Origin of the sequence: Bradyrhizobium septentrionale (assembly GCF_011516645.4) — a bacterium.
In the GTDB taxonomy this organism is placed as follows: domain Bacteria; phylum Pseudomonadota; class Alphaproteobacteria; order Rhizobiales; family Xanthobacteraceae; genus Bradyrhizobium; species Bradyrhizobium septentrionale.
In genome coordinates, this window is sequence record NZ_CP088285.1 from 7,102,412 (window position 1) to 7,128,888 (window position 26,477).

Consider the following 26,477-nt stretch of genomic DNA (forward strand, 5'->3'; position numbering starts at 1 on the left):
CTCAACCCGCCGCCGGCTCGCGCGGCAGCCACAGCGAGAGCCAGCCGCCGACCGCCAGCAGCGCGACATTGCAGCCGAGCGCGATCGTGAAGGCGTGTGCGTAGTCCTCGGCCTGCGGCTGCGGCCCGAGCAGGCCGTAGAAGACGCCGCCGATCAAAGCGACGCCGAGCGCGGCGCCGATCTGAAAGGTCGAGATCATCATGCCCGATGCCAGCCCGGCATGGCGCGGATCGATGCTGCCGATCACGGCCTTGATGACCGCGGGCATCACGGTGCCGAAGCCGAGCCCGCCGCAGATCAGGCCGAAGGCGAGGCTTTGCGGCAGCGCGCCGCCGACCGACAGCATGACGATACCAAAGCCGGTCACCTGCAACGCAAAGCCCAGCGTCAGCGTGCGCGCGCCGAGCCATTGCATCACCAGCGGCGACGCGAGCGAGCTCACGAAGAAGCCGGTGGCAAAGGGCAGGGTGGCGATACCGGCCGCCAGCGGCGACTGATGCAAGCCGCTTTGCAGGTAGACCGCAAAGGTCAGGTAGAACGACGACAGCATGTAGAACGCGAGCGCCATCACCAGGCCTATGACGAAATCGCTGTTGCGCAGCAGATGCAGCGCGACCAGCGGGTCGCCGCCACGGGCTTGGAGCCGCGCCTCGAAGCGGACGAAGGCGGCGAGCATCAATGGTGAGGCCAGCAGCATCGCGATGATCCACGCCGGCCAGCCAAGTTCACGTCCCTCGATCAGCGGATAGACCAAAAGGCCGAGCGTGAGCGACAGCAGGATGACGCCGCCGATGTCGAGCCGCTGTGCGTGCTCCGCGCGGGAGTCGGCGAGGTACAGCACACCGCCGACGAACGCGACGAGGCCGATCGGCACGTTGATGAGGAAGATCGCCTGCCAGGCCAGTCCGAACGGATGGGCCGATACCAGAACACCGCCCAGCACCTGGCCGCAGATGTTGGCAAGGCCGAAGGTCGCGCCGTAGAGGCCGAGCGCGCGGCCCTGTTCGGCTGCCGGAAACAGCACGCGGATCGAGGCAAGCACCTGCGGGGCCATCACGGTCGCGGTGAGGCCCTGCAGGATCCGTCCGGCGACAAGCACCGTGGGCGACCACGCGATGCCGCACAGCACCGACGCGATCGTGAAGCCGGCGACACCGGTCAGGAACATGCGCCGACGTCCGAAGAGATCGCCGAGCCGGCCGCCGGTGATCAGGAACACCGCGTAGGTCGCCGCATAGGCCGAGATGACGAACTGGACCTCGCTTGCGGTGGCGCCGAGATTGTCGCGAATAGCTGGCAGCGCGAGATTGACGACGTTGAAGTCGAGGATCGGCAGGAAGGCGCCGGTCAGCAGCACGGGCAGGGCCAGCCATCGCCGCGGGTCGGCTGTCGCTGTCCGCGTGTCGTGCAATTGCAACGTCTCGGTGGTCTCGCTTGTCACCTGCCGCTCCTTCACTCGGCGCGCTTCGCAAGGCACGCGCCGCCGATCTTTCGGGAAGATGACCTGTCCATCTGTGGTAAGGTATTATCCACAGACGCGAATTGAGTTTGCAAAAATGCACAGTCCGCTCGATTGGAATGACCTTCGTCTCGTCCTCGCAATTGCGCGGGAGGGCAGTCTCTCGGGCGCGGCGCGCAGGCTCGGGGTCACGCATTCCACGGTGTTTCGCCGCCTCGGCACGATCGAGGATTCGATCGGAACGCGGTTGTTCGAACGCTTCCGCGACGGCTATGCGCCGACGCCGGCCGGCGAGACCGCCGCGGCATCGGCGGCCCGGCTCGAGGACGAGGTGCTCGCGCTCGAGCGCAAGCTGGCGGGACAGGACCTCAGGCCGTCGGGCCCGGTCCGGATCACGACGACGGATACGCTCGGTGCGGTGCTGATGCGGCATCTGCCGGCGATGCGTGCCGTGCATCCGGAGATTCAGCCCGAGATCGCCATCTCGAACACGATGGCGAACCTGACGCGCCGCGAGGCCGAGATCGCGATCCGGCCGACGCCCGCGCCATCCGAGCTGCTGGTGGGGCGGCGCGTGGCCGATATTGCGCATGCGGTCTACGGATCGCGGGCCTATCTCGCCCGGCGCGACGACAAGGATCTGTCTGCACACGACTGGATCGGGCTCGACGACGTGCTGGCGGGAACCGTGATCGCCGGCTGGATGCGCCACAACTTGCGTTCAACGCGGATCGCCTGCCGGGTCGATGCACTTCCGGCGCTGCGCGACGCGGCCATCGCCGGAATGGGGCTCGCCTTGCTGCCCTGCTATGTCGGCGATCTCGCGCCCGCGCTGCGCCGCGTAACTCCGAAGACGCTTGCCGAGCCGCGATCGGCGCTGTGGCTGTTGACGCATGACGATCTCAAGCGCACGGCGCGGATCCGCGCCACCCTCGATTTTCTGGCCAAGGCGCTCGCGTCGGAGCGTGCGCTGTTCGAGGGCAAGCGCGCCGACAGCGCGCGACGCTAGTCGGCATATGGTTCAGGACCCGGCAGCTTCCGTGATGGCACGGATTTCCTCGGCTGCGCGATCTGCAGGCAGCCGATGATGCTCGCGAAAGGCACCGACGAGCGTCTTCAGCACGACGCGGGATCTTGCATCCGATAACGCTGACAGCAGCACGATCTCGGACGGCGGAAGGGCAGGCAGGCCGAACCGGCGGCTGACCTCGATTGTGCCAGCCGGTGCAAGCCGGCACGAGAACACCGATGTGGCGAGGCCGGCGGCGACCGCGTCGGCGACCGCAAAAGATCCGCAGCCCAGAAAGGTCTCCGTCCACGGAATGCCCGCCGCCGCCAGCGCCCGCGTCGCGATGTTGAGCACGCCGCAGCTTGGCGAGGAGGCGGCCAGCCGCAGCGGCTCGCCGGTGCGATGGACAAAGTCCGGCGTGGCGAACCAGCCGTAGTGATCCGTCGCCAGCATCTCGCCGTCGCGGCGGTCGTCCTCGCGGCGGATGATCGCGGCGTCGATCTGGCCGCGGTCGAAGGCGTCGAGCAGGTCGCGGGAATCGTCGAGCCGGACCTCGATGGTGAGCGCCGGATCGTGCGCATGCAGCCGCGCCAGCAAGGTCGGGACCTCAGCGCCTCCGACATGGGTGGCGATGCCGAGCGAGAAGCGGCGGCGGCGCGCGGGCGACAGTCCCGCGACGGCGCGATCATGCGCGGCGAGCAGTTCGCGTGCGGGCGCGAGGAATTCCGCGCCCAGTGCCGACAGGCGCACCAGCCGCGGTGTCCGCTCGATCAACCTGTGGCCGACCTGGCGCTCCAGCCGCTTCAGCTTCACGCTGATCGCACCCTGCGTCGTGCCGAGCGCTTCGGCGGCGCGCGTAAAGCTCTTAAGCTCGGCGATGGTCACGAAGGTCTTCACGGCGTCGACGTCAAGCGTGGTCATGTCAGTCATCCGGAATTGTTGTCTCTGAAATATCTAGTCATCCAATTCACCAATCCTCAAGTCGTGACTAGCTTTGCGCTCTGAAGCGCCGCGGCCACCCGATTCCTGCCGCTGCTGCCTCAATACATCGTGAGTCAATCGACCGACGCTGCTGCCAGCACCCTGGCAACAGCGTGCGGTATGCCGTTGGCTCGCCACAACAAAAGGCCTGATCATGTCCACTGAACTGAGCCGCCGCGGCGCTGTCGTGCTGTCAGCCGTATGTCTAGCCTGCCTGATGTTCGGATTGGAAATCTCCAGCATCCCCGCGATCCTGCCAACGCTGGAACAGGTGCTGCATGCCGACTTCAAGGCACTGCAGTGGATCATGAACGCCTACACGATCGCGGTCACCACAGTGCTGATGGCGATCGGGACGGTGGCGGACCGCTATGGGCGCAAGCGCATCTTCCTGGTCGCGATCGCGGCGTTCGGCATCACCTCGCTGATCTGCGGCGTCGCGCAGAGCGTAGAAATGCTGATCGTCGCCAGGTTTCTGCAGGGCCTGAGCGGCGGGGCGCTGTTGATCTGTCAGATCGCGGTGCTGTCGCATGAATTCCAGGGCGGCCGGGTGCGCGCGGTCGCCTGGGGCTGGTGGGGCGTGATCGTCGGCATCGGTCTCGGTTTCGGGCCGATCATCGGTGGCGCCGTTGCGGCGGTGCTGAGCTGGGAGTGGGTGTTCCTTGTCCACGTGCTGTTCGCGGCCGTGGCGTTCGTGCTCACGATCGGCGGCGTCCGTGAATCCAGGGATCCGAAGGCGAGCGGCCTCGACGTCGCCGGCATCGTGACGATGTCGCTCGCCGTGTTCTGCCTCGCCTTCTACATCACGCAGGGGCCCGATCTCGGCTTCCTAGGCACGAAGGGGCTGGCGATCCTCGGCGTCTCCGTTGCGAGCTTCGTCGCGTTCCTCGTTGTCGAAAAAGTCAGCCGGCGGCCGATGTTCGACTTCTCGGTATTCCGGATCCCGGCGTTCTCCGGCTCGATCATCGGCTCGGCCGCGATGAACCTCAGCTACTGGCCGTTCATGATCTATCTGCCGATCTGGTTTCACGCCGGCCTCGGCTATGACAGCGTGTCCGCCGGTCTCGCGTTGCTCGCCTATACGCTGCCGACATTGGTGATGCCGCCCTTCGCCGAGCGCCTGTCCTTGCGCTATCGGCCGGGCCTGATCATCCCAGCGGGGCTGTTCATCATCGGCGCGGGATTCATCCTGATGAAGTTCGGCAGCGCCGCTGCGCAGCCCGACTGGCTGACGATGCTGCCGGGCTGCCTGATCGCCGGAATTGGCCTCGGCATCACCAACACGCCGGTCACCAACACCACGACCGGCTCGGTGTCGAGCGACCGCGCCGGCATGGCCTCCGGGATCGACATGAGCGCGCGGATGGTCTCGCTCGCGGTCAACATCGCGCTGATGGGTTTCATCCTGGCGAGCGGGGTGCTGGCGCATCTGAAGGCGGTGCTGCCGGCGCTGGATGGCGCGCAACTGCGCGTCATCGCCGAGCGGATCGCGGCTGGTGACGTTGCAGCGTCGCCCGAGCTGACCGGCCCGGTCGTGCATCAGGCGCTCGCCAGCGGCTTCGGCTGGGTGATGCTGTATGGCGGCGTCGGCGTCTGGATCATGGCCGCGACCAGTCTGCTGATCTTCAACGCGCGGCCGGTGCGGCAGGCCGAGGTTCAATGCACCAAGTGAAGGAGATGTCGCCGCGCCCGCCCCGGGATAGCGGCGGGCAGGCGGCAGGATTCATTTCACGAGAGAGAGCAGCGGCTTGTCCTTCTCGACGATATAGGTCGCAAGCTCGCTGGCGGTGACATTGCCGACGTTCTTCGCCGCATGGATCGTACCGGCGGGGATGAACAGCACGTCGCCGGCCTTCAGCGTTGCCGGCGGTCTGCCGTCGACCTCGTATTCGAACGTGCCGGCGAGCACATAGATGATTTCTTCTCCGGGATGGGTGTGCCGGCCGAATGCCTTGCCGGGCGCGATGTCGACACGCACCTGGACGGCTTCACGTCCGGGCGCGCTGAGGTCGTGGCGCTGCAGGTCGGTTCGCGCGATGCCGGCCGGTTGCTGGGCCTGCGCGGTCGGGATCGTCAGGAAACTTCCGGCGATCAGGGCCGCTCTTGCGAAGATGCGCGTCGCCTTCATCAGTCTGCTGGTCATTTTGAACTCCTGTGCTTCGTCGTCCGACCGCCGAGCCGGCAAGCGGCCGGCCCGCGTCGGAGGTCGTCATGCGCGCGTTTCAGACGAGCGTGGTCGTGACGTCGATGTTGCCGTGGACCGCCTTGGAGTAGGGGCAGATGCCGTGCGCAGCTTCGATCAGCTGTTGCGCAACCTCGCGCTCGACACCGGGAACGTGAACGTTGAGGCGCGCGCTCAGGAAGAAGGCGCTACCGGCCTGGTTCAGATCGATCTCGGCGTCGACCTCGGGCTCGCTCGCGAGCTTGACCTTGCGTTGTCCGGCGGCGAGCTGGAGCGCGCCGATGTAGCAGGCCGACCAGGCGGCCGCGAACAGGTTTTCGGCGGCGGGGTGCGGCTGCGGCAGCTTGACGTCGAGGAAGCCGTCGCGCGAGCGGGCGGCGCCGTTCGCCCCGGCAGTGACGTGGGTCTTTCCGGTGACGAGAACCTTGGCATTGGCGGTCATGGCGAGCTCCTTTTGGATGTAGATAGATCGTATACGATCTAATCGGATGCGTGTTGAAATAGACCTCGCGTCCGGCGGTGTCAAGCACTTCCGATTTAATCGGATACGATTTATATTGGTCCGGACTCCACGAACTCCGGAGACGCCCGTGACCCGCCCCGCCAAGGCCGACACCAAAGGCCGAAAACTCTCGAATTTTCTGTGCTTTGCGGTCTATTCGGCCAATCTGGCCTTCGGCCGCGCCTACAAGCCGCTGCTGGACGCGGTCGGCCTGACCTACACCCAATACATTGCCATGGTGGCCCTGGCGGAGGCCGACGAGCAGACCGTCAGCGCGCTCGGCGAGAAGCTGTTTCTGGAATCCAACACGCTGACGCCGATCCTCAAGAAGCTGGAGCAGAGCGGCTATATCAGCCGCGTCCGCGATCCCGCCGACGAGCGGCAGGTGCGGGTCAGCCTGACGCCGGCGGGAAGGCGCCTGCTCGACAAGGACATCAACTTCTCGCTGATCGAGGCAACCGGGCTCGGCGACGAGTTTCCCGTCGTGCAGAAGAGCGTCGTCAGACTGCGCGACAATCTGCTGCACAACACGCGCGGCGATCCGAAGAAGGGGTGATCCTGCCGGGCTAAATTGTAACGCGCTGTATCCGCACCGCGTCGTTCCGCATTTTCGCCACGGCCCAACCGGCAACTCCGCCCCGCGTTGTGATGATGCGGAGGAGGAATCAGTTTGCGCGGAAGATCGTCATCGATCTGCGGGATGATTGCCACAATGAGCCTGCTCTGCGCGGCCATCTCCGCTGCATCCGCGCAACCGGCTCCATCAGATCAGGAGCATCGTCGCGAGGCGGGCGGAGATCGTCCGCCGGCGAGCACGGCCGAGATATGGGACGCCAATCGTGATGGCGTTTATACCTGCGACGAGTGGAAGGCCTATCTCGGACGGCTGTTCGATCGTGCCGACCGCAACCACGACGGCAATCTCACGCCTGCGGAGTTCGAGGGCGTTCGCAGGACCGGCAGCGCGCTCGCCGACGCGGATTTCGGCTATTTCGACGAGAACCAGGACGGCAAGATCACGCGCACCGAGTTCGTCGGCAAGCCGAACGAGTTCATTCTGCAGAACGACAAGAACGGCGACTGCCGCGTCACCCAGGACGAGCTCAAGAATACCGGAACGGACCAGAAGCGACCGGCAGGCAGGGGCAAGAAATCCTGACGCCCGGCCTATCCAAGGGCGTCCTCGTGAAGCGGCCGGCGCGACGAATGCGACCCGCCGCGATCCGGTTCCTGGCGCGGGGCGGCTGGCAGCACAATGCGGACGAGAAGGCCGTGCGGGACATTGTTGTGCAGCGACAGCCCGCCGCCATGCCCACGGACCACGGCGTCGGCGATCGAAAGGCCAAGTCCGAACCCGCTTTTCTCATCCATGGTGCGCGCCTCGTCGCCGCGGACGAAGGGCTTTAGCATTTCGGCGCGGCGGTGTTCGGGAATCCCCGGACCGTCGTCCGCGACGTCGATGGTGGCCCGGTCGCTGGACGTGGTCAGCCGGATCTCCACCTCGCTTCCGAAGCGCAGGGCATTCTCGACCAGGTTAGTCACGGCGCGGCTGATCTCGCCTGAGCGGATCATCAGCGACGTTCTGTTCGGGCCCTGGTAGCGCACGACATGGCCGCAATCGGAGAATTGCTCGCTGATCGTTTGCAACAGGGCGGCCACGTTGACGAGGGTTGGCTTCGCCGCGCTGCCGCCGCTCAGGAACGACAGCACGGATTCCAGCATCGCCTGCATCTGGTCGAGGTCGTGAAGGGTTTCCGCGCGGTGGGCGTCGTTCTCGATGTATTCTGATCTGAGCCGCAGCCGGGTGATGGGTGTGCGCAAATCGTGGCTGATCGCGGCGAGCATGCGCGTGCGGTCGTTCATCAGGCTCGTGATGCGTTCGCGCATCTGATTGAGCGCGACCGCCGCGGCGCGGATTTCCTCCGGGCCCGTCTCGGGAAGCGGTGCAGCCGCCTGGCTGATGCTGAAATTCTCGGCGGCACGGGCGAACGCGGACAGCGGAGCGCTGAGCGCGCGCCCGGCCCACACGCCGAGCAGCGTGACGCTGACGAACAGGAACAGGAACGTACTCAGCCAGAATACGCCAATGAAGGGCGGCATTTTCGACGGGCCGATCGTTGCCTCGAACAGGGCGCCGTCCGGCAACCGAACCGCCGCCGGTGCGGTCTTCGCGGAAAACTCATCGACATCGTCGACGGCTGGCGCATTGGACGAGGCATCGTCGGACGAGCCCGGGTCAGCGCGCAATGTGAAGTGCAGCCGCGGAAAGGCCCGATCGGCCGCCTGCAACAGCGTTGCGCGATTGGCCGCAGGGGTCACAGCCAGAAGCTTGGCAATCAGCTGGAACTGATGGATCGGCCGGTCCGCAAACGATCGCGGCTTCTGGCTGGTGAAATACAGCCCGATCAGCGCGTGGATCAACACCAGCGAAAGCAGGATCAGCGCCGCGATCTGGCCGCTGATCCGCCGGAAACTGAAAAGCGCGGCAATCCTGCGGGTCCAGCTCATGCGTCTTCCACATGCGGTGTGAAGATGTATCCGCCGGTCCGCACTGTCCGGATCACGGATGATCCTTCGTTCGTATCGAGCTTGCGACGCAGCCGGCTGACCAGGACGTCGATGCTGCGTCCGAACGGACTGGCTGGCCGGCTGCGCGTCATGGTCAGCAGGCCATCCCGCGTCAGGATACGGCCGGGCCGCTCGCAAAAGGCTTGCAGCAGATCGAATTCCGCGCTCGTCAGCGGCACCTGGGCGCCCTCGGGATCGCGCAGCTCGCGCACGCGCAATTCGATGGTCCAGTCCTGGAAGCGCAGCCGGGTCGAGCTCTGGCCGGAGCGCCCGGCAAGATCGGCCTGGGCCTGACGGCGCAGCACGGCGTTGATCCGCGCCAGCAGCTCGCGCGGATTGAATGGCTTGGCGAGATAATCGTCGGCTCCCATCTCGAGCCCGAGGATCCGGTCGAGGTCCTCGCCTTTCGCCGTGAGCATGATGATCGGGATCGTCGAATCGCCGCGCAGGCGGCGGCACAGCGTCAGCCCATCTTCTCCCGGCAGCATCAGATCGAGCACGACGAGATCAAGCGAATGCCCGGCAAGGTAGCGATCCATCTCCCGGCCGTTCGAGGCGGTGGCTACCAGGCAGGATTGGTCACGCAGGTAGCGGGCAATCAAGTCTCTGGTTTGCTGATCGTCCTCGACGACCAGGATCTTTGGCGTATGTGCAAGCATGGTCCGTGTCTGGGCCCTGGTCATGATGTCATCTGGCGCGCATTACGGTGCGCGTTCAGCCATCAATCGACCAGCATACGCGTCGCTTGTGGGCGGCATTGTGCCTTTTCGTCAGTATAGTGTTTCTGGAGTGTAACCGGCGCCCGCCCGCCGGAAACAAACCGGGCAAGAGCGGCGTCGCGTCGCGCTTACAGTCCCAAATCACTGGAAATAAACCCGCAACCTGGCAGCCACACCGCAGCCATCACCGTCCCTTCACAACGGGTGACTTGTTCGCGAGGTGTGGAATGAAGACGTGGCGGAGCCTTGTCGTGGCGGTCGTGCTCTCGGGTTTGTCGATCCCGGGAACGCCGGGGACATGGCTGTTGGTGGCTCCGGCGGCGGCGCAATCGATCGATGCGATCACGGTCGAAGGCAACCGGAGAATAGAGGCGGAGACCGTCCGCTCCTATTTCAGGCCGGGGCCGGGCGGCCAGCTCGATCAGGCCGCGATCGACGACGGGTTCAAGGAGCTGCTCGCGACCGGGCTGTTCCAGAACGTCAAGATCAATCGCGCCGGTGGGCGGATTGTCGTCTCGGTGATCGAGAACCCGGTGATCGACCGCGTCGCGTTCGAGGGCAACAAGAAGGTCAAGGACGAGCAGCTCTCGGCGGAAGTGCAGTCGAAGTCGCGAGGCACGCTGTCGCGGCCGATGGTGCAGTCGGATGCGCTGCGGATCGCCGAAATCTACCGGCGCTCCGGCCGCTACGACGTGCATGTCACGCCTGAGATCATCGAACGGCCGAACAACCGCGTCGATCTGGTCTTCACCGTCGAGGAGGGGCAGAAGACCGGCGTCAAGACCATCGAGTTCATGGGCAATAACAGTTTCTCGGCGGCGCGCCTCAAGGACATCATCAAGACCCATGAGTCGAACCTCCTGAGCTTTCTCGGCAACGGCGACATCTACGACCCCGATCGGGTTGAGGCCGATCGCGACCTGATCCGCCGCTTCTACCTGAAGCATGGCTATGCGGACGTGCAGGTCGTGGCCGCGCTCGCCGAATACGATCCAGGACGCAAGGGCTTTCAGGTCACGTTCAAGATCGATGAAGGACAGCAGTACCGCGTTGTGACGGTGAGCTTCCGCTCGACCATCGCGGGGTTCGATCCGAATAGCCTGCGCTCGCTTTCGCGGGTCAGCGAAGGCTCGCTCTACAATGTCGAAGCCATCGAGAAATCGGTCGAGGACATGCAGATCGAAGCCTCGCGCCGCGGCTATGCCTTCGCCGTGGTCCGTCCGGACGGCAGCCGGAATTTCGAGGCCCACACGGTGGGGATCATGTTTCGCGTGGAGGAGGGGCCGCGGACCTATATCGAGCGCATCGACATTCGCGGCAACGGCCGCACGCGCGACTACGTGATCCGGCGCGAGTTCGATCTCTCCGAGGTCGATGCCTATAACCGCGCGCTGGTCGATCGTGCCGAGCGGCGGCTGAAGAATCTGGACTACTTCAAGACGGTCAAGATCACCACGGAGCCCGGCTCGTCGAGCGACCGCGTCGTTCTGGTCGTCGATCTGGAGGAGAAGTCGACCGGCGACTTCTCCGTTTCGGGGGGCTATTCCACGACCGACGGCGCGCTCGCCGAGGTCAGCATCTCCGAACGCAATCTGCTCGGCCGTGGCCTGTTTGCCAAGGCAACGGTCAGCTACGGCCAGTACTCGCGCGGCCTGTCGCTGTCCTTTGTCGAGCCGTATCTGCTCGACTATCGCGTCGCGCTCGGGCTCGATGCCTATTACAAGGAGCAATTGCCGACCGATTACACGACCTATGGCGTGAAGACGATCGGGTTCTCGCCGAGGTTGGGTCTGGCACTGCGCGAGGACCTGACCTTGCAGCTGCGCTACTCGCTCTATCAGCAGGAGATCTCGCTCGATAGCGCCTACGCGAACTGCAACAATAACGCGTCCAACCCGTCGCTCGCGTTCAATCCGACGCCGGCCTATATCCAGAGTGTGCTCGGCGGCGTCGATCCGACCAACTCGGTCTCATCAGGGCTCTATGGATATGGTTGCTACGGTGACGGCGAATCCACCTTGCCCGTGCGCAAGGAGCTGGCTGCCGGTGCGACCTGGACCTCGCAGCTCGGCTACACCCTGAGCTACAACACCCTCGACAACAACAAGAACCCGACCGACGGCCTGCTGATCGACTTCAAGCAGGACTTTGCCGGCGTCGGCGGCGACGTGACGTATCTGAAGAGCGCGGTCGACGCCAAATACTATACGCCGCTGGTGTCCGATCTGATCGGGCTGATCCACCTGCAGGGCGGCCTGCTCACCAAGATCGGCGACAACGATCTGCGGATGCTGGATCATTTCCAGATGGGGCCGAACCTCGTGCGCGGCTTTGCCACCAACGGCATCGGACCGCGTGACATCACCTATGCGAGTTTCGGGGCGATCGGGGACGCGCTCGGCGGCACCAAATATTGGGGTGCTTCGATGGAGCTGCAGATGCCGTTCTGGTTCCTGCCGTCGGAGGTCGGGCTCAAGGGGGCGGTCTATGCCGATGCCGGCTCGCTCTGGGGTTATCAAGGACCGACGTCGTGGGCCGCGACCGGCGAGGTGAATACGGCTGCTTGCAAATGCGGCCTCCAATACGACGATGAGAATGTCGTGAGAACCTCGGTCGGCGTCGGTCTGATCTGGGCGTCGCCGTTCGGTCCGCTGCGCTTCGACTACGCGGTGCCGATCACCAAGGGCAAATACGACATCGTGCAGGAGTTCAGGTTCGGCGGCGGAACGTCGTTCTGAGATGGTTGCGCCGACCTGATGTGACGTCTGCCATGCCGCCGCGCGGCTTGCGGCGCCTGCCGAAGCGGGGCAGGCTGCGTCGGTTCAGTTCTGATCCGAGGCGAGATCCAAGGCAAAATCGATGTCACGCGTGTCCATCAAGACCAAGAACGACCTGCCGGCCGAGCTCAGGCCGCTGTGGGACAAGATGACCACCTATGGCGCGTTCGAGAACCAGGCCGGCGTCATGGCGCAGCGCCCGCCGATCTTCAAGCACATGTGGTCGCTGCTGGTCGATCTTGTCGACGAGGCGGTGCTGTCGAAACGGCATCTCGAACTCGCGCTGGTGACGGTGTCGCTGTTGAACAAGTGCGATTATTGCGTATCGCATCATGCGCCGAAGCTCGCGATCCAGGGCGTCTCGGAGGAGGGCGCCGAACGGCTGCTCGACTATCAGGATCATCCCGAGCTCGACGCGCTCGACAAGCTCGTGGTCGAATATGCGATCGCCGTCACCAACAACTGGAACAAGACCCGCGACGAGATCTTCGCGCGGCTGCGCGCGCATTTCTCGGAAGCCCAGATCGTCGAGTTGACCTGGCGGATCGCGTTGTGCGGGGCCTTCAACCGCTTCAACGATATTTTGCAGCTCGATGTCGAGCAGGGCATTCCGCAGCGCGAGGCCGCGGAGTGATCGCCTGATTGCGGCGAAGGAACGCCAGGTGACCGATGGACAGGAGGTTCGCACCTCCCGCCCATCTTTCGTCAGTCCTTCCACGGATCGAACTCGCCTTCGCCCGCCATCGCCACGGCGAACGGCCGCAGCGTGTGCAGCACCTTCACCGTTCCGGCGTGCCGGGCCAGCACCTCGGGCAGGCGCCGATAGGCCATCGGGCTCTCATCGAGATCGGCGCCAACCAGCGTGACGCCGCGCGCGTTGAGCCAGCGGTCCATCTCCTCGCGCGTGAAGCGGCGCTTGGCTTCGTTGCGGCCGAACAGCCGCCCGGCGCCGTGCACCGTCGAGTACAGCGAGGCCTTGGCCTCCGGACTATCGACACCCTCGAGAATGACGGCATCATCGCCCATCGACCCGCCGACGAATCCCCGCTGTCCGGGGAAAGCCGGCGTCGCGCCCTTGCGCACCACCCACAGATCCTTGCCGTCATGCGTCTCGCGCCAGGCGTAGTTGTGGTGGTTGTGCACGGAATCAGTGACCTTGCCGCCGATGATCCGGCGGACACGGTCCACGACCCACTCGCGGCCCGCATAGGCATAGCGCCCGGCGAGCTGCATCGCCGCGATGTAGCGGCGCCCGAGTTCGGAGTCCTCGTCGACGATGGCAGGCGGGACGTTCATCCCGTCCTTGCCGCCGGCGGCCTTGAGGTAGCGGGTCGCGCTGGTGTGCCCGAGCCCGCGGCTGCCGAAATGGACGCCGATCCAGACCAAGCCGGCCTCGTCGCGCATCAGGTCGACATAGTGGTTGCCGGAGCCGACCGTGCCGAGCTGGCCTGCCGCCTTCTGCCGGTACGCCTCCATGTCGCTTTCGCGCCAGGCGTCGCCGTCATCGAACAGCGCGTGCTCGACCTGCTCGATATTCTTCCGGCCGATGCCGAATGAGATCACCTTGGCGACGTCGCGAATGATCGTCGGAACGGTTTCGCGGATGTCGTCGAAGCGTACATCGAGCCGCGCGGCCATGTTGCCGCAGCCGATGTCGAAGCCGACGCCGGAGATGCTGATCTGCTTCTCGTAGGCGATCACGCCGCCGACCGGCTGCGCGTAGCCGAGATGGCCGTCCGCGCAGATCACGCCGGACACGACATTGCCGACCGCCATGCAGTTGCGCATCTGCGCGATGGTCGCAGCGTCGTGCTCGCCGAACACCTTCAGCGGCGCGTTCTTGAAGCGCTCTTCCTGCGGGCGCAGCATCGCAATCTCGGCCGAGGCCGCCTCGGCCTCGCGCGCAAGCTTCTCCTTGCGGGCGGCATCGCGATACAGGCACCAGGCCGGCTGGCCGCGGCCTGCGCCGACACGGGAATCCGGATCGATGCCTGCGGCGCGGCAGAGTTCGCGGGCGCGCTCCTGGTAGGGATCAGCTCGTCGCATTGTCTTGGTTCCTGCTGAAGCTGCATGAGCCGCGAGCGGTCCACGCAGTCTGATTGAAATTGTCTTCGCCGGAAACTGACCAGACCGCGTGTAGGCAACAAAAAACCCTCCGAAGCGGCTGGCTCGGGAGGGTCCGTGATGTACGGATTGTCGATCGCGCCTAAGCGAGACCGCTCCCATGAACCGGGCATGCATAGACGCTCAGCCGTAGACAGGCTGATGGTCGGCGGATCCGTTCGTATCCTTGCTGCGGTTTCGGTTGCATCGGTTCGCTCGCATTGTTCGCGAACATGGCATTCGCGGGATCGCGGAAATACGCCTGCAACCTCTGAATGTCAAGCTGGTGTACCGAGGCGGTAGCGGCCGCACCGGGCCGTCGTGATGTGAAACGATGCCGCATTGCCGTTGGCACGACCATCGGAATTGCCGCGGGGCGCGGTCGACGTTTGGGGAAAAGCGCCGAATGTGTTGTGTAACTTGTTGGGTAAAGCTGCTATCTAGGGTTGTTTCTGCCGAAAGTCGGTCCGATTCATATTCAAGGGGCACGCACGTGCAAAAGTTGATTTCCATTGTGGCCATCATGCTGGCCGTCCTGTTCGGGGCGCTGCCGGCATTCGGGCAGGGTTCGCCGCCAAGTGAAGCCGCACGAAAGGCCGAACTGGTTGCCGCCTGGCAGGCTGCAAGCCAGGCCGGCACCGCCGGCCCCGCAGACGTGACGTTGATCGATCAAGCCAAGCTCAAGCTGCCGGAGGGCTATTTCTTCGTGCCGAAGACCGAGGGCACGCGCGTGTTGCGGGCGCTCGGCAATCTCGTCAACGATGCAACCTTTGTCGGCCTTGTCGTCGGGACGCGCCAGAACGATCAATGGATCGTGGTGATCCGCTACGTCAAGGAAGGCTACATCAAGGATGACGATGCGAAGAACTGGAAGGCCGACGAGCTCCTGAGCGGCATCAAGGAAGGCGTGGAGGAGAGTAACAAGGATCGCGTCGCGCGCGGCTTCCCTGAGCTGGAGGTCGTCGGATGGATCCAGCCGCCGGCCTATGACGCCACGTCCCACCGCCTGGTGTGGTCGATGCTGGGCAAGGACAAGGGGCAGCCCGATAACGAGCCGAAGGGTGTCAACTTCAATACCTACGCGCTGGGACGAGACGGCTATTTCAGCCTGAACCTGCTGTCGAATTCCGATCGCATCGAACGGGAGAAGCCGGTCGCGCGGGAATTGCTCGCTGACCTGGCCTACAATGCGGGCAAGCGCTACGAGGATTTCAGCGCCAGCACCGATCGCGTCGCGGCCTACGGCCTCGCTGCACTGATCGGCGGGGTTGCGGCCAAGAAGCTCGGGCTGCTTGCGATCGTGATGGCCTTTGTCCTGAAATTCGCCAAGGTGATCCTGCTCGGCATGGCGGCGTTCGGCGCCGGCATCATGAAGTTCTTCCGGCGCAAGCCGCGCACCGATCCGGGTGGTGATGCGACGTGAAGGCGCTGCTGGTCCTTCTTCTCTCGGGTCTCAAATGGGGCAAGCTCGCGGCCAGCGGCGGAAGCATGCTGCTGTCGCTCGCGATCTACGCGACGATCTGGGGCTGGCGCTACGCCGCGGGCTTTATCGCGTTGCTGTTCGCGCATGAGATGGGGCACTACGTTGCTGCGCGCCAGCGCGGCCTCGATGTCGGGGCGCCGGCCTTCATCCCATTCATGGGCGCCTTTATCGCGCTGAAGGACCACCCGGCGGATGTCGAAACCGAAGCCTATGTTGCGATCGCAGGCCCTGTGGTCGGAACGGTCGCAGCACTCGCGGTCTATCTATGGGCACGGTCTGAAGATAGCGGCCGTCTGCTGGCGATTGCCTATTCGGGCCTCTTCCTCAATCTGTTCAACTTGCTGCCGGTGTCGCCGCTCGATGGCGGCAGGGTGACGGCGGTGCTCAGTCCCCGCATCTGGTTCGCCGGTGTGCCGATCCTGCTGGCGTTGATGCTGTACCGGCCGAGCCCGATGCTTCTGATCGTCGCGATTCTTGCGGCGCCTCAGTTGCTTCACGCTTGGCGATACGATCCTCACGCCCCCGAGAACATCGCCTATTACGGCGTTCCGCTTCAGACCAAGCTCGAATACGGGGCCGCCTATCTGGGACTTGCGGCGCTGCTTGCGATCATGACCTATGACGTCCACGAGATGTTGAGTCGGATCGCCCGTCCGGCATGACAGGAGGAAGAATGGTATGCCGCGACGGTCGATCATCAGCATGGCGTGGGTTCTTCTGCTCTGCTCGGCGGGCGCGTGTCCTTCGCGCGCAGCGGACGCCGGCGGACCGATCCGGGTCGGCGCGGTGCTGCCGTTTTCCGGGGGCGTCGAGCTTTATGGCCAGCAGGCGAAGCTCGGGCTCGATCTCGCCGCGCGCGACATCAACGCGGCGGGCGGGATTCTCGGCCGTCCCATCGAGATCATCTATGCCGACGACAAGACGCGGCCGGAGGCCGCCGCTGACGCGATGCGCTCGCTGGTCGAGAAGGACGGCGCACTGGCCGTGGTCGGTCCGATCACCTCGCGCAATCTGAATGCGTTGGTGCCGCTGGCCGAGAGCTCGAAGACGCCGCTGCTCTACGCCACCAATTACGAGGGCGGCAAATGCAGCCGCTATCTGTTTGCGTTCGGCGCGGTGCCGAACCAGGAACTCGGCCAGCTGCTGCCCTACATGACCCAGACCTTCGGCAACACATACTTCCTGCTCGGCGCCGACCGGGTCTGGCCGCACCAGATGTTCGACATCGCACAGCCCCTGATCGAGAAGCTCGGCGGCAAGGTGGTCGGGACCAAATACACGCTGGGGACCGAGACCGATTTTTCGCCGCTGATCAAGGAGGTCGCGGCGAGCAAGGCCAAGGTGCTGCTGTTCGCGCTGAAGGGCGACGGCATGGATTTCATCCGGCAGGCCGACGAGGCCGGGTTGCTGAAGGACATCACGGTCGCTTTCCTTGGCTTGTCGGAGGTCGATCTCGGCATCTTCCGCGGCAAGGGACAGAACATGGTGACCGTGGTGCCGGCGGTCGCGGCGAGCGACGACCCCTCGGTCAAGGCGTTCGTCGCCAAGGCGCGCGCCGCGGCGGGCGCCGGTGTGGCCGTGTCGAATTACGTGATGACGCATTACAACACCCTGATCGCGCTCAAGGCGGCGGCCGAAAAGGCCGGTAAGCTCGACAAGGAGGCCATCATCGATGCGATGGCCGGCCTCACCATTGCGTCGCCGACCGGTCCCGTGACGCTCGGTCAGGATCACCACGCCGCGATGAACATGTTCATCGCCAGGACGCAAGGGAGCGAGCTAGTGCAGGTCCGTGCGCTCGGCGAGATCACACCGCAGCCCGGATGCAGTTTGGCTGGTCGCTAGGCGCCATGGGGGAAGGGGCGCGGTTGCGGCCACTGGAGGCTGCCACGTTCGCAAAAAAGTGAGCCGGAGCGGGTCGCCGGCTGTCGGTTCCTCGCCGTCCCGCTCGTCTTCCATCCAGAACGAGCTGAATGGGAGTTCCGGAATGAGCAATTCGACCTATCGCTGGGTGATCGTCGCGGCCGGCGGTCTCCTGGGCTGCGTCGCAATCGGCGGCATGTTTTCGCTGCCGGTGTTCCTCCAGCCCATGGCGCGGGAGACCGGCTGGTCGGTGACCGGCATCTCCAGCGCGATGACGATCGGCTTCCTTGCGATGGCCTTCACCAGCATGATCTGGGGCACGCTGTCTGACCGGTTCGGACCGCTCCCGGTGGTGCTGACCGGATCGGTCGTGCTGGCGTCGAGCCTTGCGCTGGCAAGCCAGGCCACGTCGCTATTGGCGTTTCAGTTCGTGTTCGGCGTGCTGGTCGGCGGGGCCACCGCCGCGATCTTCGCCCCGATGATGGCCTGCGTCACCGGCTGGTTCGACACCCATCGCAGTCTCGCCGTCTCGCTGGTGTCGGCGGGCATGGGCATGGCGCCGATGACGATGTCGCCGCTTGCGGCTTGGCTGATCTCCCACCACGACTGGCGTTCCGCGATGCTGATCGTAGCAGGCGTGGTCGGCGCGATCATGATCCCGGTCGCGTTCCTGGTGCGCCGTCCGCCGGCGTTGCAAGGCGAGCACGCTGAGGCGGTCACCGAGAACGGGGAGCCGCCGATGTCGCTGGCGCAGGCGTTGCGCTCGCCGCAATTCATCATCCTGACCGCGACCAGTTTCTTCTGCTGCGCCACCCATTCGGGTCCGATCATCCATACCGTGAGCTATGCCATCACCTGCGGCGTCCCGATGATCGCAGCGGTGACGATCTACAGTGTCGAAGGACTGGCCGGCATGGGCGGCCGCATCGCCTTCGGCCTGCTCGGCGATCGTTTCGGCGCCAAGCGCCTGCTGGTGTTCGGCCTGCTCGCCCAGGCGTTCGGCGCGCTCGGTTACGCCTTCGTCCGCGAACTTGCCGCATTCTATGCAGTGGCGGCGGTGTTCGGATTCATCTATGCCGGCACTATGCCGCTCTATGCCGTGCTGGTCCGCGAGAATTTTCCGCTGCGGATGATGGGCACTGTGATTGGCGGCACGTCGATGGCCGGCAGCCTCGGCATGGCAACCGGTCCCTTGGTCGGCGGCCTGATCTACGATGCCTTTGCGAGCTACACGTGGCTCTATGTCGGCTCCTGGGCCATGGGCATCGGCGCGTTCCTGATCATGATGACGTTTAGGCCGATGCCGGCGGCGCGGCCCAATGCGGTGCCGGTGCCGGCGTGAAGTCGCGCGGATCGCTTCACTTGCGGTCGCGCTTCGGCCGCCGGATGGCGCGCACCTTGTTGTTGGTGGAACCGCTGCCGCAGAAGAACCGGTCTTGCCCGTCGGATTCGAGCCCGGAGACGAACACGCCCTGCGGCATCTCCAGCCGTTCGATCACCTCGCCGGTCTGCGGATCGATCCGTCGCACGTCGCTGTGGTTCTCCTCCCATGTGCCGTGCCAGAGCTCGCCGTCGACCCAGGAGACACCGGTGACGAACCGGTTGCTTTCGATGGTGCGGAGAATCTTGCCGGTCTCCGGATCAATCTGGTGGATCGTACGGTCGCGATACTGGCCGACCCACAGCGAGCCTTCCGCCCAGGCCATGCCTGAGTCGCGGCCGCCGCCGGGCGCGGGGATGGTGGACACCACGCGTCCGCTGTCCGGCTCGATCTTCAGAATGCGGTCCTCGGCGATCTGGTAGAGGTGCTTGCCGTCGAATGCGGTGCCGGCATGGGCCGCGATGTCGAGGATGCGGGTGGTCTTGCCGGTGTCGGGATCGAACGCGATCAGCCGGCCGCCGGCCGCGAACCAGACCTGCTCGCCGTCGAAGCTGACGCCGCCCACGCTCTCGACGCCTTCGAAGGCATATTCCCGGATGATCTCGGCTTCAGACTTCTTCATGCGGCGCTCCAGATTTTGTTTTGACGCGTTTTCTACCGCAGATAAGTCTACGCAATCTGCGTAAACTTGATTGCTACGCGAACCGGTATCCACTTCGCCCGAAACGCGCTGATTGCGCCCTGATGCTAGCCGTTCGGCAGCGGGGCAGGGAGTAACAACGTCGTCGTGAATCCCGGCACCGGCGGCGTCATCCAGCGCCGGGCGCGGGCGCGGCCGACCGACTGCACCTTGCCTGTGGCGGCCAGCGCGTCGAGTGCGCGCTGCACGGTGCGCTGGCTCGCCCCGAGCGCGACCGACAGCGCCGAGCTCGACCAGGCCTCGCCGTCGGCGAGGAAGGCGAGCACTTCCGCATGCTCCTCCTCGACCGGCAGCGCCAGCACGGCGACGTTGCGCCGGCCGCGTGGCTCCAGCACGAAGCCGTCAGGCGTCGCGCTGAGATCGGCGAGCGGCTGCAATGCCCGGCGCAGACGTCCGATCTCGACCCGCAGCCGCGCACGGTGCGATTCATCGGCGTGCTTGCCGCGAAATGCGCGCGCGATCAGCGTGCCGCGCGACACGTCCTGCGGCCAGGCTTCGCCCAGTGCGCGGGCGAGCGCGAACAGCACCGGCCGCCGCGTCAGCGAGATCGTGGTGCCGATATCGCGCACGACATAGCGGCAGGCATCGACGACGAGCGCCTTCGACGCCAGCAGGGCCTCGACCTCCTCGAGCCGCAGCGGCCGCTCGGTGCCGCGTGCGATCAGACGCGCCGCCGGCGTGGCGAGCAGATGTGCGGTGCTTTCGACCTCGGCCGCGAGTTCGGCGATGCCGGCGCGGCGCGCGGCATCCCGTGCCCGTGCCAGCGCTTCGCGTGCCGGCTTGGTCCGCAGCCGCCGCATCGCGATCCCGGCCACGACCAGTTCATGGCCGACCCGCAGCGCCGGCGGGAAGGGCGCCGGGTCGAGGTCGTCAAGCATGCGCTCGGCCGCATCGAGGCTTCCGATCAGGAGCAGGCGGCGGATTTCGAGATAGCCGGCATGGGCGGCATTGAGCGCATCGCCATGCGCCGCCAGCGTCGCGCGCGCCGCGGCCAGCGCCTTCTTCGGAAAGGACAGATCGCGCGACACCAGCGCGATCTCGGCCTCGGCCACCACGCAGCGCGCCCGCGCGATGGCTTCCCGCGGACCGAACGCCCGGCCTGCGCGCCGCAACAGCTCCTTGGCGCGGGCGAAATCGCCGAGCCGGGCCATCGCAATGCCGCGCAACGCCAGCGCCGGCGCATCGTCGCGCAGGGCCACCCGCTTCAGTGCGCCGAGGGGATCACCCGCCGCAAGCGCGCGCGCCGCAGCTGTAATCAGCGAGTCCATCCGAATCCCGACACACTTGTCACTCTCGCCCTCCGAGGCTCGGTCCTAACCTAGCACATGACGAGATGGATCAGCTCCAGAGAGATCGAACGATGACCGGTATCGAAACACGTGACGATTGGTCGAGGGGCCGGCTTGGCGGGCGCGGTCCGATGGTGGCGCGCTGGCTCTCGCTGGCGTCAGCGCCGACCTTCGCGCTGATGGCGCTGGTTGCGGCGATGGCGCCGGCCGACATGATCTGCGGTGGCATGCAGGGGCCGCTTTCACTGCAGGGGATGGTGCCGATGTATGCGCTGATGAGCGCCTTCCATCTGGCGCCGTGGCTGCGGCTGTTCCGATGACCGGCTCATCCCTCCGGCACGGTGAAGACCGCACATGGCCGCGCGATGCCGCGCAGCTCATGGGTGCCGAGCGCGATCAGCGGCATCTCGGTCTCGGCGGCGAGCGCGCCCGAGACCAGCACGGTCTGTTCGAGCGGCTTGCACAGTCCTTCCAGCCGGCTGACCAGATTGACCGCGGCGCCGATCGCCGTGAAGTCGAGGCGGTCGGCCGCGCCGATATTGCCCCAGTGCACCTCGCCGAGATGCAGCGCCGCGCCGAATGGCAGCGGCGGCAGGCCCTGCTTGAGCCGCTCGGCATCGAGATGCGCCATGCCGACGCGTGCCGCCGATACCGCGCGCAGCGCCGCCTCGCATGCGCTGCGCGCGCTGGTCGTGACCGGAAAGATCGCGAGCAGACCGTCGCCGATGAATTTCAGCACCTCGCCGCCGAAGGCATGGATCGCGCCGGCGATGCGGTCGAACCAGGCATCGAGCGCCGCGATCACCTCGGCAGGCGGATGGCTTTCGGAGAGCGCGGTGAATCCGCGCAGATCGGCAAACAGCAGGGCTGCACGGATGGTCTCGCCGGTGTTGCGCCGCAAGGGGGACGCCAGCACGCGCGCCGCGCTGCGCCGGCCGAGATAGGCTTCCAGCGCCGCGGTGAGTGTCGCGCGCGCCGCGAGCGCAGCAAGCGGTGCGGCCGTGAAGCGCGCCGCCTCGCGCAATTGATCCGCCTCCGCGGGCGTGAAGGGGCGGGTCCCGATCCAGCCGAGGGTCGGGCCATCCGGTCGCGTTCCGATCGTATCCTCGTGGATGGGGCCGGGCGCGAGGCTGCCGAGCCAGCGCCGGCCGGCATCGCCGGATCCCACCAATTCGGGCATCGCAAAGGGTTGCTCCGGTGCGAACCCGAGCGCCTCGATGACCTCGCCATTGCCCGCGCGCCACAGCCAGGTGCGCCTTGCGATCAGGGGATGTGGAACTTCGAGCGTCAGCGCGCCGCCGGCAAGCGGCAGGCCATCCGTGATAAGGTGGCTACCGAGGTCCGCCAGCAACCGGTTGGCGCCCGCGGTCTCGGCGGCGGCGTCGACCAGCCAGCTCAGTGTCGAGGACAATCGCATCACCCCATCATGGGGTTGACGCGCCATCCTTGTCACGAATTATCCCGAAACCTGACCGCCCATGGAGGATCAACCGATGACCGAAGCCTTCATCGTTCAACGCGAGATGCAGATCGCAGCTCCGCCCGCGACCGTGTTTGCCTTCCTGACCGATCCGCAGAAGATCGTCAGCTGGATGGGGCTCGAGGCCGAAACCGAGCTGCATCCCGGCGGGCTCTACCTGCTCAAGGGCGTCTCCGGCGATATGTCGCGGGCGGCGCGCGGCGCGTTTCGCGAGGTCGTGCCGGTGCATCGTCTGGCCTACAGTTTCGGCTGGGAAGGCGGCGCCGAAGTGCCGCCGGGATCGAGCCTGATCGAGATCGACCTGATGGAACAGGACAACGGCACGCTGCTGCGGATGACCCATAGCGGCCTGCCCAATGCGGCGCAGTGCGCGAGCCATGACAAGGGTTGGACGCACTACCTCGCCAGGCTCGCGCTCGCGGCCGGTGGGCGAGCTCCAGGCCCTGACCGCGGACCGGCGCAAGGCAATTAGGCCTTCTGCGGGAGTCCGTCGACCACCATCTGTCGCGGCCGACAACAAAGGAAGGTGTGGAAGCAGGGCAGGCGATGGTCGATGCCGTTTGGCCGACATATTCCGTCTGCTAATAGTGGATTGGTCCAGGGCCGCCGCTCTCGTGGAAACCGCAATCCTTGATGCCTGATGTTCCGAATCTCTCCGAGCGACTGAGACAGAAGGACTTGCTCGGTTTCTTCAGCCGGTCGGCCGTCGACAAGGCCGTTGTTTACCGTGCGCAGGGCCGCGTCTCGGGGGTGGAGATCAGTGAGGATCTCACTCGCGTGCAAGCGCAGGTGAGGGGAACCGAACGCAAGCCTTACCGGGTCGATATCGTGCTGGAGTTTGACGGCGATCGACTGGTCGACGTCGACGGTGATTGCAGCTGTCCAATGGCTGTGAACTGCAAGCATGTTGCCGCGACGCTCTTTGAAGCCTTGCAGCGGCCGGCGCGGTCGGCCGGTACGGCAATGCTGGCGTCGCGAGGCGCCACGGGGAATGGTCAGCTGCGGCCTGATGCGGTGCTGCCCTACCAAATCACCGAATGGATCGAGACGGTCGGCCGGTCGGTACGGGACGCGGATTATCCGCCCGATGTCACGCAGCGATTGCTCTACTACCTGCAGCCTGCGTTGGCGGTGGGCTGCATTCCCTGCATGGATGTGTCGCTGGTATCCGTGAAAATCCTGAAGACGGGCGAGTTCGGCAGCAAGGTGTCGCAGCCATCTCTGGGCGAGTTTTCGGTCGATCGTGCTCCGAAATATTATCTCGGCTCTGACATTGACGTCCTCGTCAGGCTGGCCAGCGAGTTTCGGTCCGGCTACACGCTGGGCCGACGCGCGTATTCGGCTGATGTCCTGAAACGGATCGTCGCGACGGGGCGGGCGTTCTGGCGCGATCACAGCGGTGCAGCGCTGCAATGGGATGAGGCGCGCGACGGTCGCATCGCGTGGCGTCAGGTCAGCAAGGACGGCATCGGTCCGCTGCTGACCGTCGAGGGTGCAACGGCGCTGAACGCCGAGCCGCCGGTCTATGTCGATGCGGCCGCCGGATTGATTGGGCCGATCAGGTTGAATCTTCCGGAGCGGCTGAGCAGCCGGATTCTGTTGGCGCCTGCGATCCCGCACGCCCTTGTTGGGCAAGTCGTACAACGTCTTGGCCAAAAATTACCTGGCCTCGATCCCGGCTGGTTGCCCGAGCCTCCCGCCGCCGCGGTGAAGGTCAACGTGGATCCCGAGCCGGTGCTCCGCTTGATGCTGGGGCACAAGATGGCTCATGCCTATTACTATGGCGACCGTACGCCCGACCGGGTACCGGTGGCCCGGGTCAGCTTCCGCTACGGCCCGGTCGAAATCGAACAGTCGGAAAGCGCGCATCGCGTGGAGTCGTTCCACGACGGAAGCCTTTACGTCGTTGCGCGACGCAAGGCCAAAGAGAAGGAGATGGCCGCACGACTGACCAGTCTCGGCCTGGTCGACGCGAGATCGGCGTTCCCCCTGCTCGATGCCGTGCATATGAAGGATCTGACCTTCGCGCAGTCGACGGATTGGCTCGATTTCCTCAACGTCGATGCGGCCGGTTTGCAGGCGGCTGGTTTCGAAATTCGCATCGACGACGATTTCCCGTACCGGCTCGCGACGTCATCCGGGGTGTTCGATGCCGACTTCGAAAGCAGCGGCATCGACTGGTTCGAGCTCGCGCTCGGGATCGAGATTGACGGGGAACGCCGCGATCTTGCCCCGCTACTGGCCGCGCTGATATCGCAACCCGGATTTGCGCCTGAGGCGGTCAAGCAGCTTGCGGACGATGGCGCTAGCATCTACCTGCCGCTGGCTGACGGCCGCTATCTGGCGATGGCGGCCGATCGCTTCCTTCCGCTCGTACTGGCTCTCCATAGCCTGGCGTTGCGCGAAGCCTTCGTTGATGCGTCAGGAAAGATCCGGCTCTCGCGCGCCCAGATCGTGCCGCTGCTCGGTCTCGAAGCCGATCATTTCGTCTTCAGGGGAGCGGAAAATCTTCGTCGTATGGCGGGATTGCTCGGTGCCCGCGGATTGCCGGCTCCCGTCCTGCCACCCGATTTCAACGCGGTTTTGAGACCTTACCAGACGCAGGGGCTTGCCTGGCTCGAACTGCTCACGGAGAGCGGTCTGGGCGGCGTGCTGGCCGACGACATGGGATTGGGCAAGACCGTTCAGATCCTGGCGTTGCTTGCGCTGGAGAAGGCGCGCGGGCATTTGACCGATCCTGCGATCGTCGTCGCTCCCACGAGTCTGATGACCAACTGGTTCAACGAGGCGCGCAAGTTCACGCCAGGCTTGAGAATTCTCGTCCTGCATGGTCCAGCCCGCAGGCAGAGTTTCGAGGCGATTGCCGATCACGACCTCATCCTCACCACCTATCCGCTGATCGCGCGCGACCACGAGGTACTGCTTGCGCGTGAGTGGCACGTCGCAGTGCTGGACGAGGCCCAGACCATCAAGAACTCCAACGCGACGATAACGCGACGGCTCCAGGGCATCCGCGCGCGGCATCGCTTCTGCCTGACCGGCACGCCGATGGAAAATCATCTCGGCGAACTCTGGTCGATCATGAGCTTTGCCAATCCGGGGTATCTCGGCGATCGCGCGTCGTTCGTGCGCGACTGGCGGACGCCAATCGAGAAGCGCGCCGACCTCGGACGCGCCCGGGTGCTGACGCACCGCATCAAGCCATTCTTGCTGCGGCGGACCAAGCAGGAGGTGGCCGCCGAGTTGCCGCCGAAAAGCGAGTTCACAGAGAGTGTCGTCATCGAAGGCAGCCAGCGGGAGCTCTACGACGCCATCCGTTTGTCGATGTCGGAGAAGGTCCGCAAGGCGATCCGGGAACGTGGCCTGGGCAAGAGCCATATCGTCGTGCTCGAAGCCCTACTCAGGATGCGACAGGCCTGCTGCGATCCCGCACTGTTGAATCTCGACGACGGCGTCAAGCATCCGTCTGCAAAACTCGATCGCTTGATGGAGATGGTGGAGGAACTCCTAAGCGAGAAGCGCAAGATCATCATATTCTCGCAGTTCACCTCCATGCTGGCGCTGATCCGCAAGCGCTGCGACGCGCTCGCGATCCGGTACAGCGTGCTGACCGGCGAAACGAAGGACCGCAGGAGCGCGATCGACGGATTTCAGAACGGTGCCAGCGACCTCTTCCTGATCAGCTTAAAGGCCGGTGGTGTCGGGCTCAACCTGACGGCCGCGGACACCGTGATCATCTTCGATCCCTGGTGGAATCCCGCGGTCGAGGAGCAAGCCATCGATCGCGCCCATCGCATCGGGCAGGACAAGGCGCTGTTTGTTTATCGGTTGGTGGCCAAAGGCACGATCGAGGAGAAAATGGACGAGCTCAAAGCCCGCAAGCGCGCGCTGGCCGACAGCATTTTCGATTCCAAAGGACGCATCGGCGCTGCGCTCACGGAAGAGGACGTGCAGGCACTGTTCGTGGATTGAAACAAAGCT

23 protein-coding genes are annotated in these 26,477 nt (G+C 65.2%); 13 read left to right on the forward strand and 10 right to left on the reverse strand.

What is annotated here, in order from left to right:
• Window position 1: 1 nt before the first annotated feature.
• The gene (locus HAP48_RS35480; protein ID WP_166204446.1) at window positions 2-1,441 is read right to left on the reverse strand and encodes an MFS transporter; all 1,440 of its coding nucleotides are present in this window, start codon (window positions 1,439-1,441) and stop codon (window positions 2-4) included.
• A 115-nt stretch (window positions 1,442-1,556) separates the two neighbouring features.
• Between HAP48_RS35480 and HAP48_RS35485 the strand changes: the two genes are divergently transcribed.
• Window positions 1,557-2,468: a LysR family transcriptional regulator gene (locus HAP48_RS35485; RefSeq protein WP_166204447.1), complete on the forward strand. Its 912-nt coding sequence runs from the start codon at window positions 1,557-1,559 to the stop codon at window positions 2,466-2,468.
• 12 nt (window positions 2,469-2,480) lie between these two features.
• Here the strand turns inward: HAP48_RS35485 and HAP48_RS35490 are convergent, their stop codons facing one another.
• The gene (locus tag HAP48_RS35490) at window positions 2,481-3,389 is read right to left on the reverse strand and encodes a LysR family transcriptional regulator (RefSeq protein WP_166204448.1); all 909 of its coding nucleotides are present in this window, start codon (window positions 3,387-3,389) and stop codon (window positions 2,481-2,483) included.
• 214 nt (window positions 3,390-3,603) lie between these two features.
• Here HAP48_RS35490 and HAP48_RS35495 point away from each other — a divergent pair, with 214 nt between their 5' ends.
• Window positions 3,604-5,121 carry an MFS transporter gene (locus tag HAP48_RS35495; RefSeq protein WP_166204449.1) on the forward strand — a complete coding sequence of 506 codons (1,518 nt, stop codon included), beginning with the start codon at window positions 3,604-3,606 and terminating at the stop codon, window positions 5,119-5,121.
• 51 nt (window positions 5,122-5,172) lie between these two features.
• Here HAP48_RS35495 and HAP48_RS35500 read toward each other — a convergent pair whose 3' ends face one another.
• Both HAP48_RS35500 and HAP48_RS35505 read right to left on the reverse strand, forming a co-directional pair.
• A complete protein-coding gene (locus HAP48_RS35500; protein ID WP_166215459.1) occupies window positions 5,173-5,577 on the reverse strand; it encodes a cupin domain-containing protein in 405 nt (134 codons plus the stop codon).
• A 94-nt stretch (window positions 5,578-5,671) separates the two neighbouring features.
• Window positions 5,672-6,073 (reverse strand): Ohr family peroxiredoxin, encoded by a 402-nt coding sequence (locus tag HAP48_RS35505; protein WP_166204450.1) that lies wholly within the window; start codon window positions 6,071-6,073, stop codon window positions 5,672-5,674.
• Window positions 6,074-6,221: 148 nt separating this feature from the next.
• Between HAP48_RS35505 and HAP48_RS35510 the strand changes: the two genes are divergently transcribed.
• Window positions 6,222-6,689, forward strand: a complete 468-nt coding sequence (locus HAP48_RS35510; RefSeq protein WP_166204451.1) for a MarR family winged helix-turn-helix transcriptional regulator — start codon at window positions 6,222-6,224, stop codon at window positions 6,687-6,689.
• 144 nt (window positions 6,690-6,833) lie between these two features.
• Window positions 6,834-7,292: an EF-hand domain-containing protein gene (locus HAP48_RS35515; RefSeq protein ID WP_166204452.1), complete on the forward strand. Its 459-nt coding sequence runs from the start codon at window positions 6,834-6,836 to the stop codon at window positions 7,290-7,292.
• Between the two features lie 8 nt (window positions 7,293-7,300).
• On the opposite strand, the gene HAP48_RS35520 is transcribed toward HAP48_RS35515, so the two are convergent.
• Window positions 7,301-8,641, reverse strand: a complete 1,341-nt coding sequence (locus tag HAP48_RS35520) for an ATP-binding protein (protein ID WP_166204453.1) — start codon at window positions 8,639-8,641, stop codon at window positions 7,301-7,303.
• Window positions 8,638-9,384, reverse strand: coding sequence for a response regulator (locus tag HAP48_RS35525; RefSeq protein WP_224496746.1), 747 nt, complete (start codon window positions 9,382-9,384; stop codon window positions 8,638-8,640). Before HAP48_RS35525 ends, HAP48_RS35520 begins: the two co-directional genes overlap by 4 nt.
• Before the next feature lie 263 nt (window positions 9,385-9,647).
• Here HAP48_RS35525 and bamA point away from each other — a divergent pair, with 263 nt between their 5' ends.
• Both bamA and HAP48_RS35535 read left to right on the forward strand, forming a co-directional pair.
• Window positions 9,648-12,158 (forward strand): outer membrane protein assembly factor BamA, encoded by a 2,511-nt coding sequence (gene bamA, locus HAP48_RS35530; RefSeq protein WP_166204454.1) that lies wholly within the window; start codon window positions 9,648-9,650, stop codon window positions 12,156-12,158.
• A 121-nt stretch (window positions 12,159-12,279) separates the two neighbouring features.
• On the forward strand, window positions 12,280-12,831 hold the full coding sequence (locus HAP48_RS35535; RefSeq protein ID WP_166204455.1) for a carboxymuconolactone decarboxylase family protein: 552 nt from the start codon (window positions 12,280-12,282) through the stop codon (window positions 12,829-12,831).
• Between the two features lie 71 nt (window positions 12,832-12,902).
• Here HAP48_RS35535 and HAP48_RS35540 read toward each other — a convergent pair whose 3' ends face one another.
• On the reverse strand, window positions 12,903-14,243 hold the full coding sequence (locus tag HAP48_RS35540; RefSeq protein ID WP_166204456.1) for an RtcB family protein: 1,341 nt from the start codon (window positions 14,241-14,243) through the stop codon (window positions 12,903-12,905).
• A gap of 550 nt (window positions 14,244-14,793) precedes the next feature.
• Here HAP48_RS35540 and HAP48_RS35545 point away from each other — a divergent pair.
• The 4 genes from HAP48_RS35545 to HAP48_RS35560 all read left to right on the forward strand — a co-directional run bounded on the left by HAP48_RS35545 (window position 14,794) and on the right by HAP48_RS35560 (window position 18,988).
• Window positions 14,794-15,723 (forward strand): DUF2167 domain-containing protein, encoded by a 930-nt coding sequence (locus HAP48_RS35545; protein ID WP_224496747.1) that lies wholly within the window; start codon window positions 14,794-14,796, stop codon window positions 15,721-15,723.
• On the forward strand, window positions 15,720-16,445 hold the full coding sequence (locus HAP48_RS35550) for a site-2 protease family protein (protein WP_166204457.1): 726 nt from the start codon (window positions 15,720-15,722) through the stop codon (window positions 16,443-16,445). Before HAP48_RS35545 ends, HAP48_RS35550 begins: the two co-directional genes overlap by 4 nt.
• Before the next feature lie 16 nt (window positions 16,446-16,461).
• Complete coding sequence (locus tag HAP48_RS35555; RefSeq protein WP_166204458.1) at window positions 16,462-17,628, forward strand: ABC transporter substrate-binding protein; 1,167 nt, start codon at window positions 16,462-16,464, stop codon at window positions 17,626-17,628.
• Window positions 17,629-17,770: 142 nt separating this feature from the next.
• Window positions 17,771-18,988 carry an MFS transporter gene (locus HAP48_RS35560; protein ID WP_166204459.1) on the forward strand — a complete coding sequence of 406 codons (1,218 nt, stop codon included), beginning with the start codon at window positions 17,771-17,773 and terminating at the stop codon, window positions 18,986-18,988.
• 16 nt (window positions 18,989-19,004) lie between these two features.
• On the opposite strand, the gene HAP48_RS35565 is transcribed toward HAP48_RS35560, so the two are convergent.
• Together HAP48_RS35565 and HAP48_RS35570 are read right to left on the reverse strand one after the other, a co-directional pair.
• Complete coding sequence (locus HAP48_RS35565; RefSeq protein ID WP_166204460.1) at window positions 19,005-19,649, reverse strand: Vgb family protein; 645 nt, start codon at window positions 19,647-19,649, stop codon at window positions 19,005-19,007.
• A gap of 125 nt (window positions 19,650-19,774) precedes the next feature.
• The gene (locus HAP48_RS35570; RefSeq protein ID WP_166204461.1) at window positions 19,775-20,995 is read right to left on the reverse strand and encodes a helix-turn-helix domain-containing protein; all 1,221 of its coding nucleotides are present in this window, start codon (window positions 20,993-20,995) and stop codon (window positions 19,775-19,777) included.
• Window positions 20,996-21,087: 92 nt separating this feature from the next.
• Here HAP48_RS35570 and HAP48_RS35575 point away from each other — a divergent pair, with 92 nt between their 5' ends.
• Window positions 21,088-21,336, forward strand: coding sequence for a hypothetical protein (locus HAP48_RS35575; RefSeq protein WP_420869834.1), 249 nt, complete (start codon window positions 21,088-21,090; stop codon window positions 21,334-21,336).
• A 5-nt stretch (window positions 21,337-21,341) separates the two neighbouring features.
• Here the strand turns inward: HAP48_RS35575 and HAP48_RS35580 are convergent, their stop codons facing one another.
• On the reverse strand, window positions 21,342-22,433 hold the full coding sequence (locus HAP48_RS35580) for an adenylate/guanylate cyclase domain-containing protein (protein ID WP_166215467.1): 1,092 nt from the start codon (window positions 22,431-22,433) through the stop codon (window positions 21,342-21,344).
• Window positions 22,434-22,509: 76 nt separating this feature from the next.
• Here HAP48_RS35580 and HAP48_RS35585 point away from each other — a divergent pair, with 76 nt between their 5' ends.
• Both HAP48_RS35585 and HAP48_RS35590 read left to right on the forward strand, forming a co-directional pair.
• On the forward strand, window positions 22,510-22,968 hold the full coding sequence (locus tag HAP48_RS35585) for an SRPBCC family protein (RefSeq protein ID WP_166204462.1): 459 nt from the start codon (window positions 22,510-22,512) through the stop codon (window positions 22,966-22,968).
• Window positions 22,969-23,129: 161 nt separating this feature from the next.
• Window positions 23,130-26,468, forward strand: a complete 3,339-nt coding sequence (locus HAP48_RS35590) for a DEAD/DEAH box helicase (RefSeq protein WP_166204463.1) — start codon at window positions 23,130-23,132, stop codon at window positions 26,466-26,468.
• Window positions 26,469-26,477 lie beyond the last annotated feature (9 nt).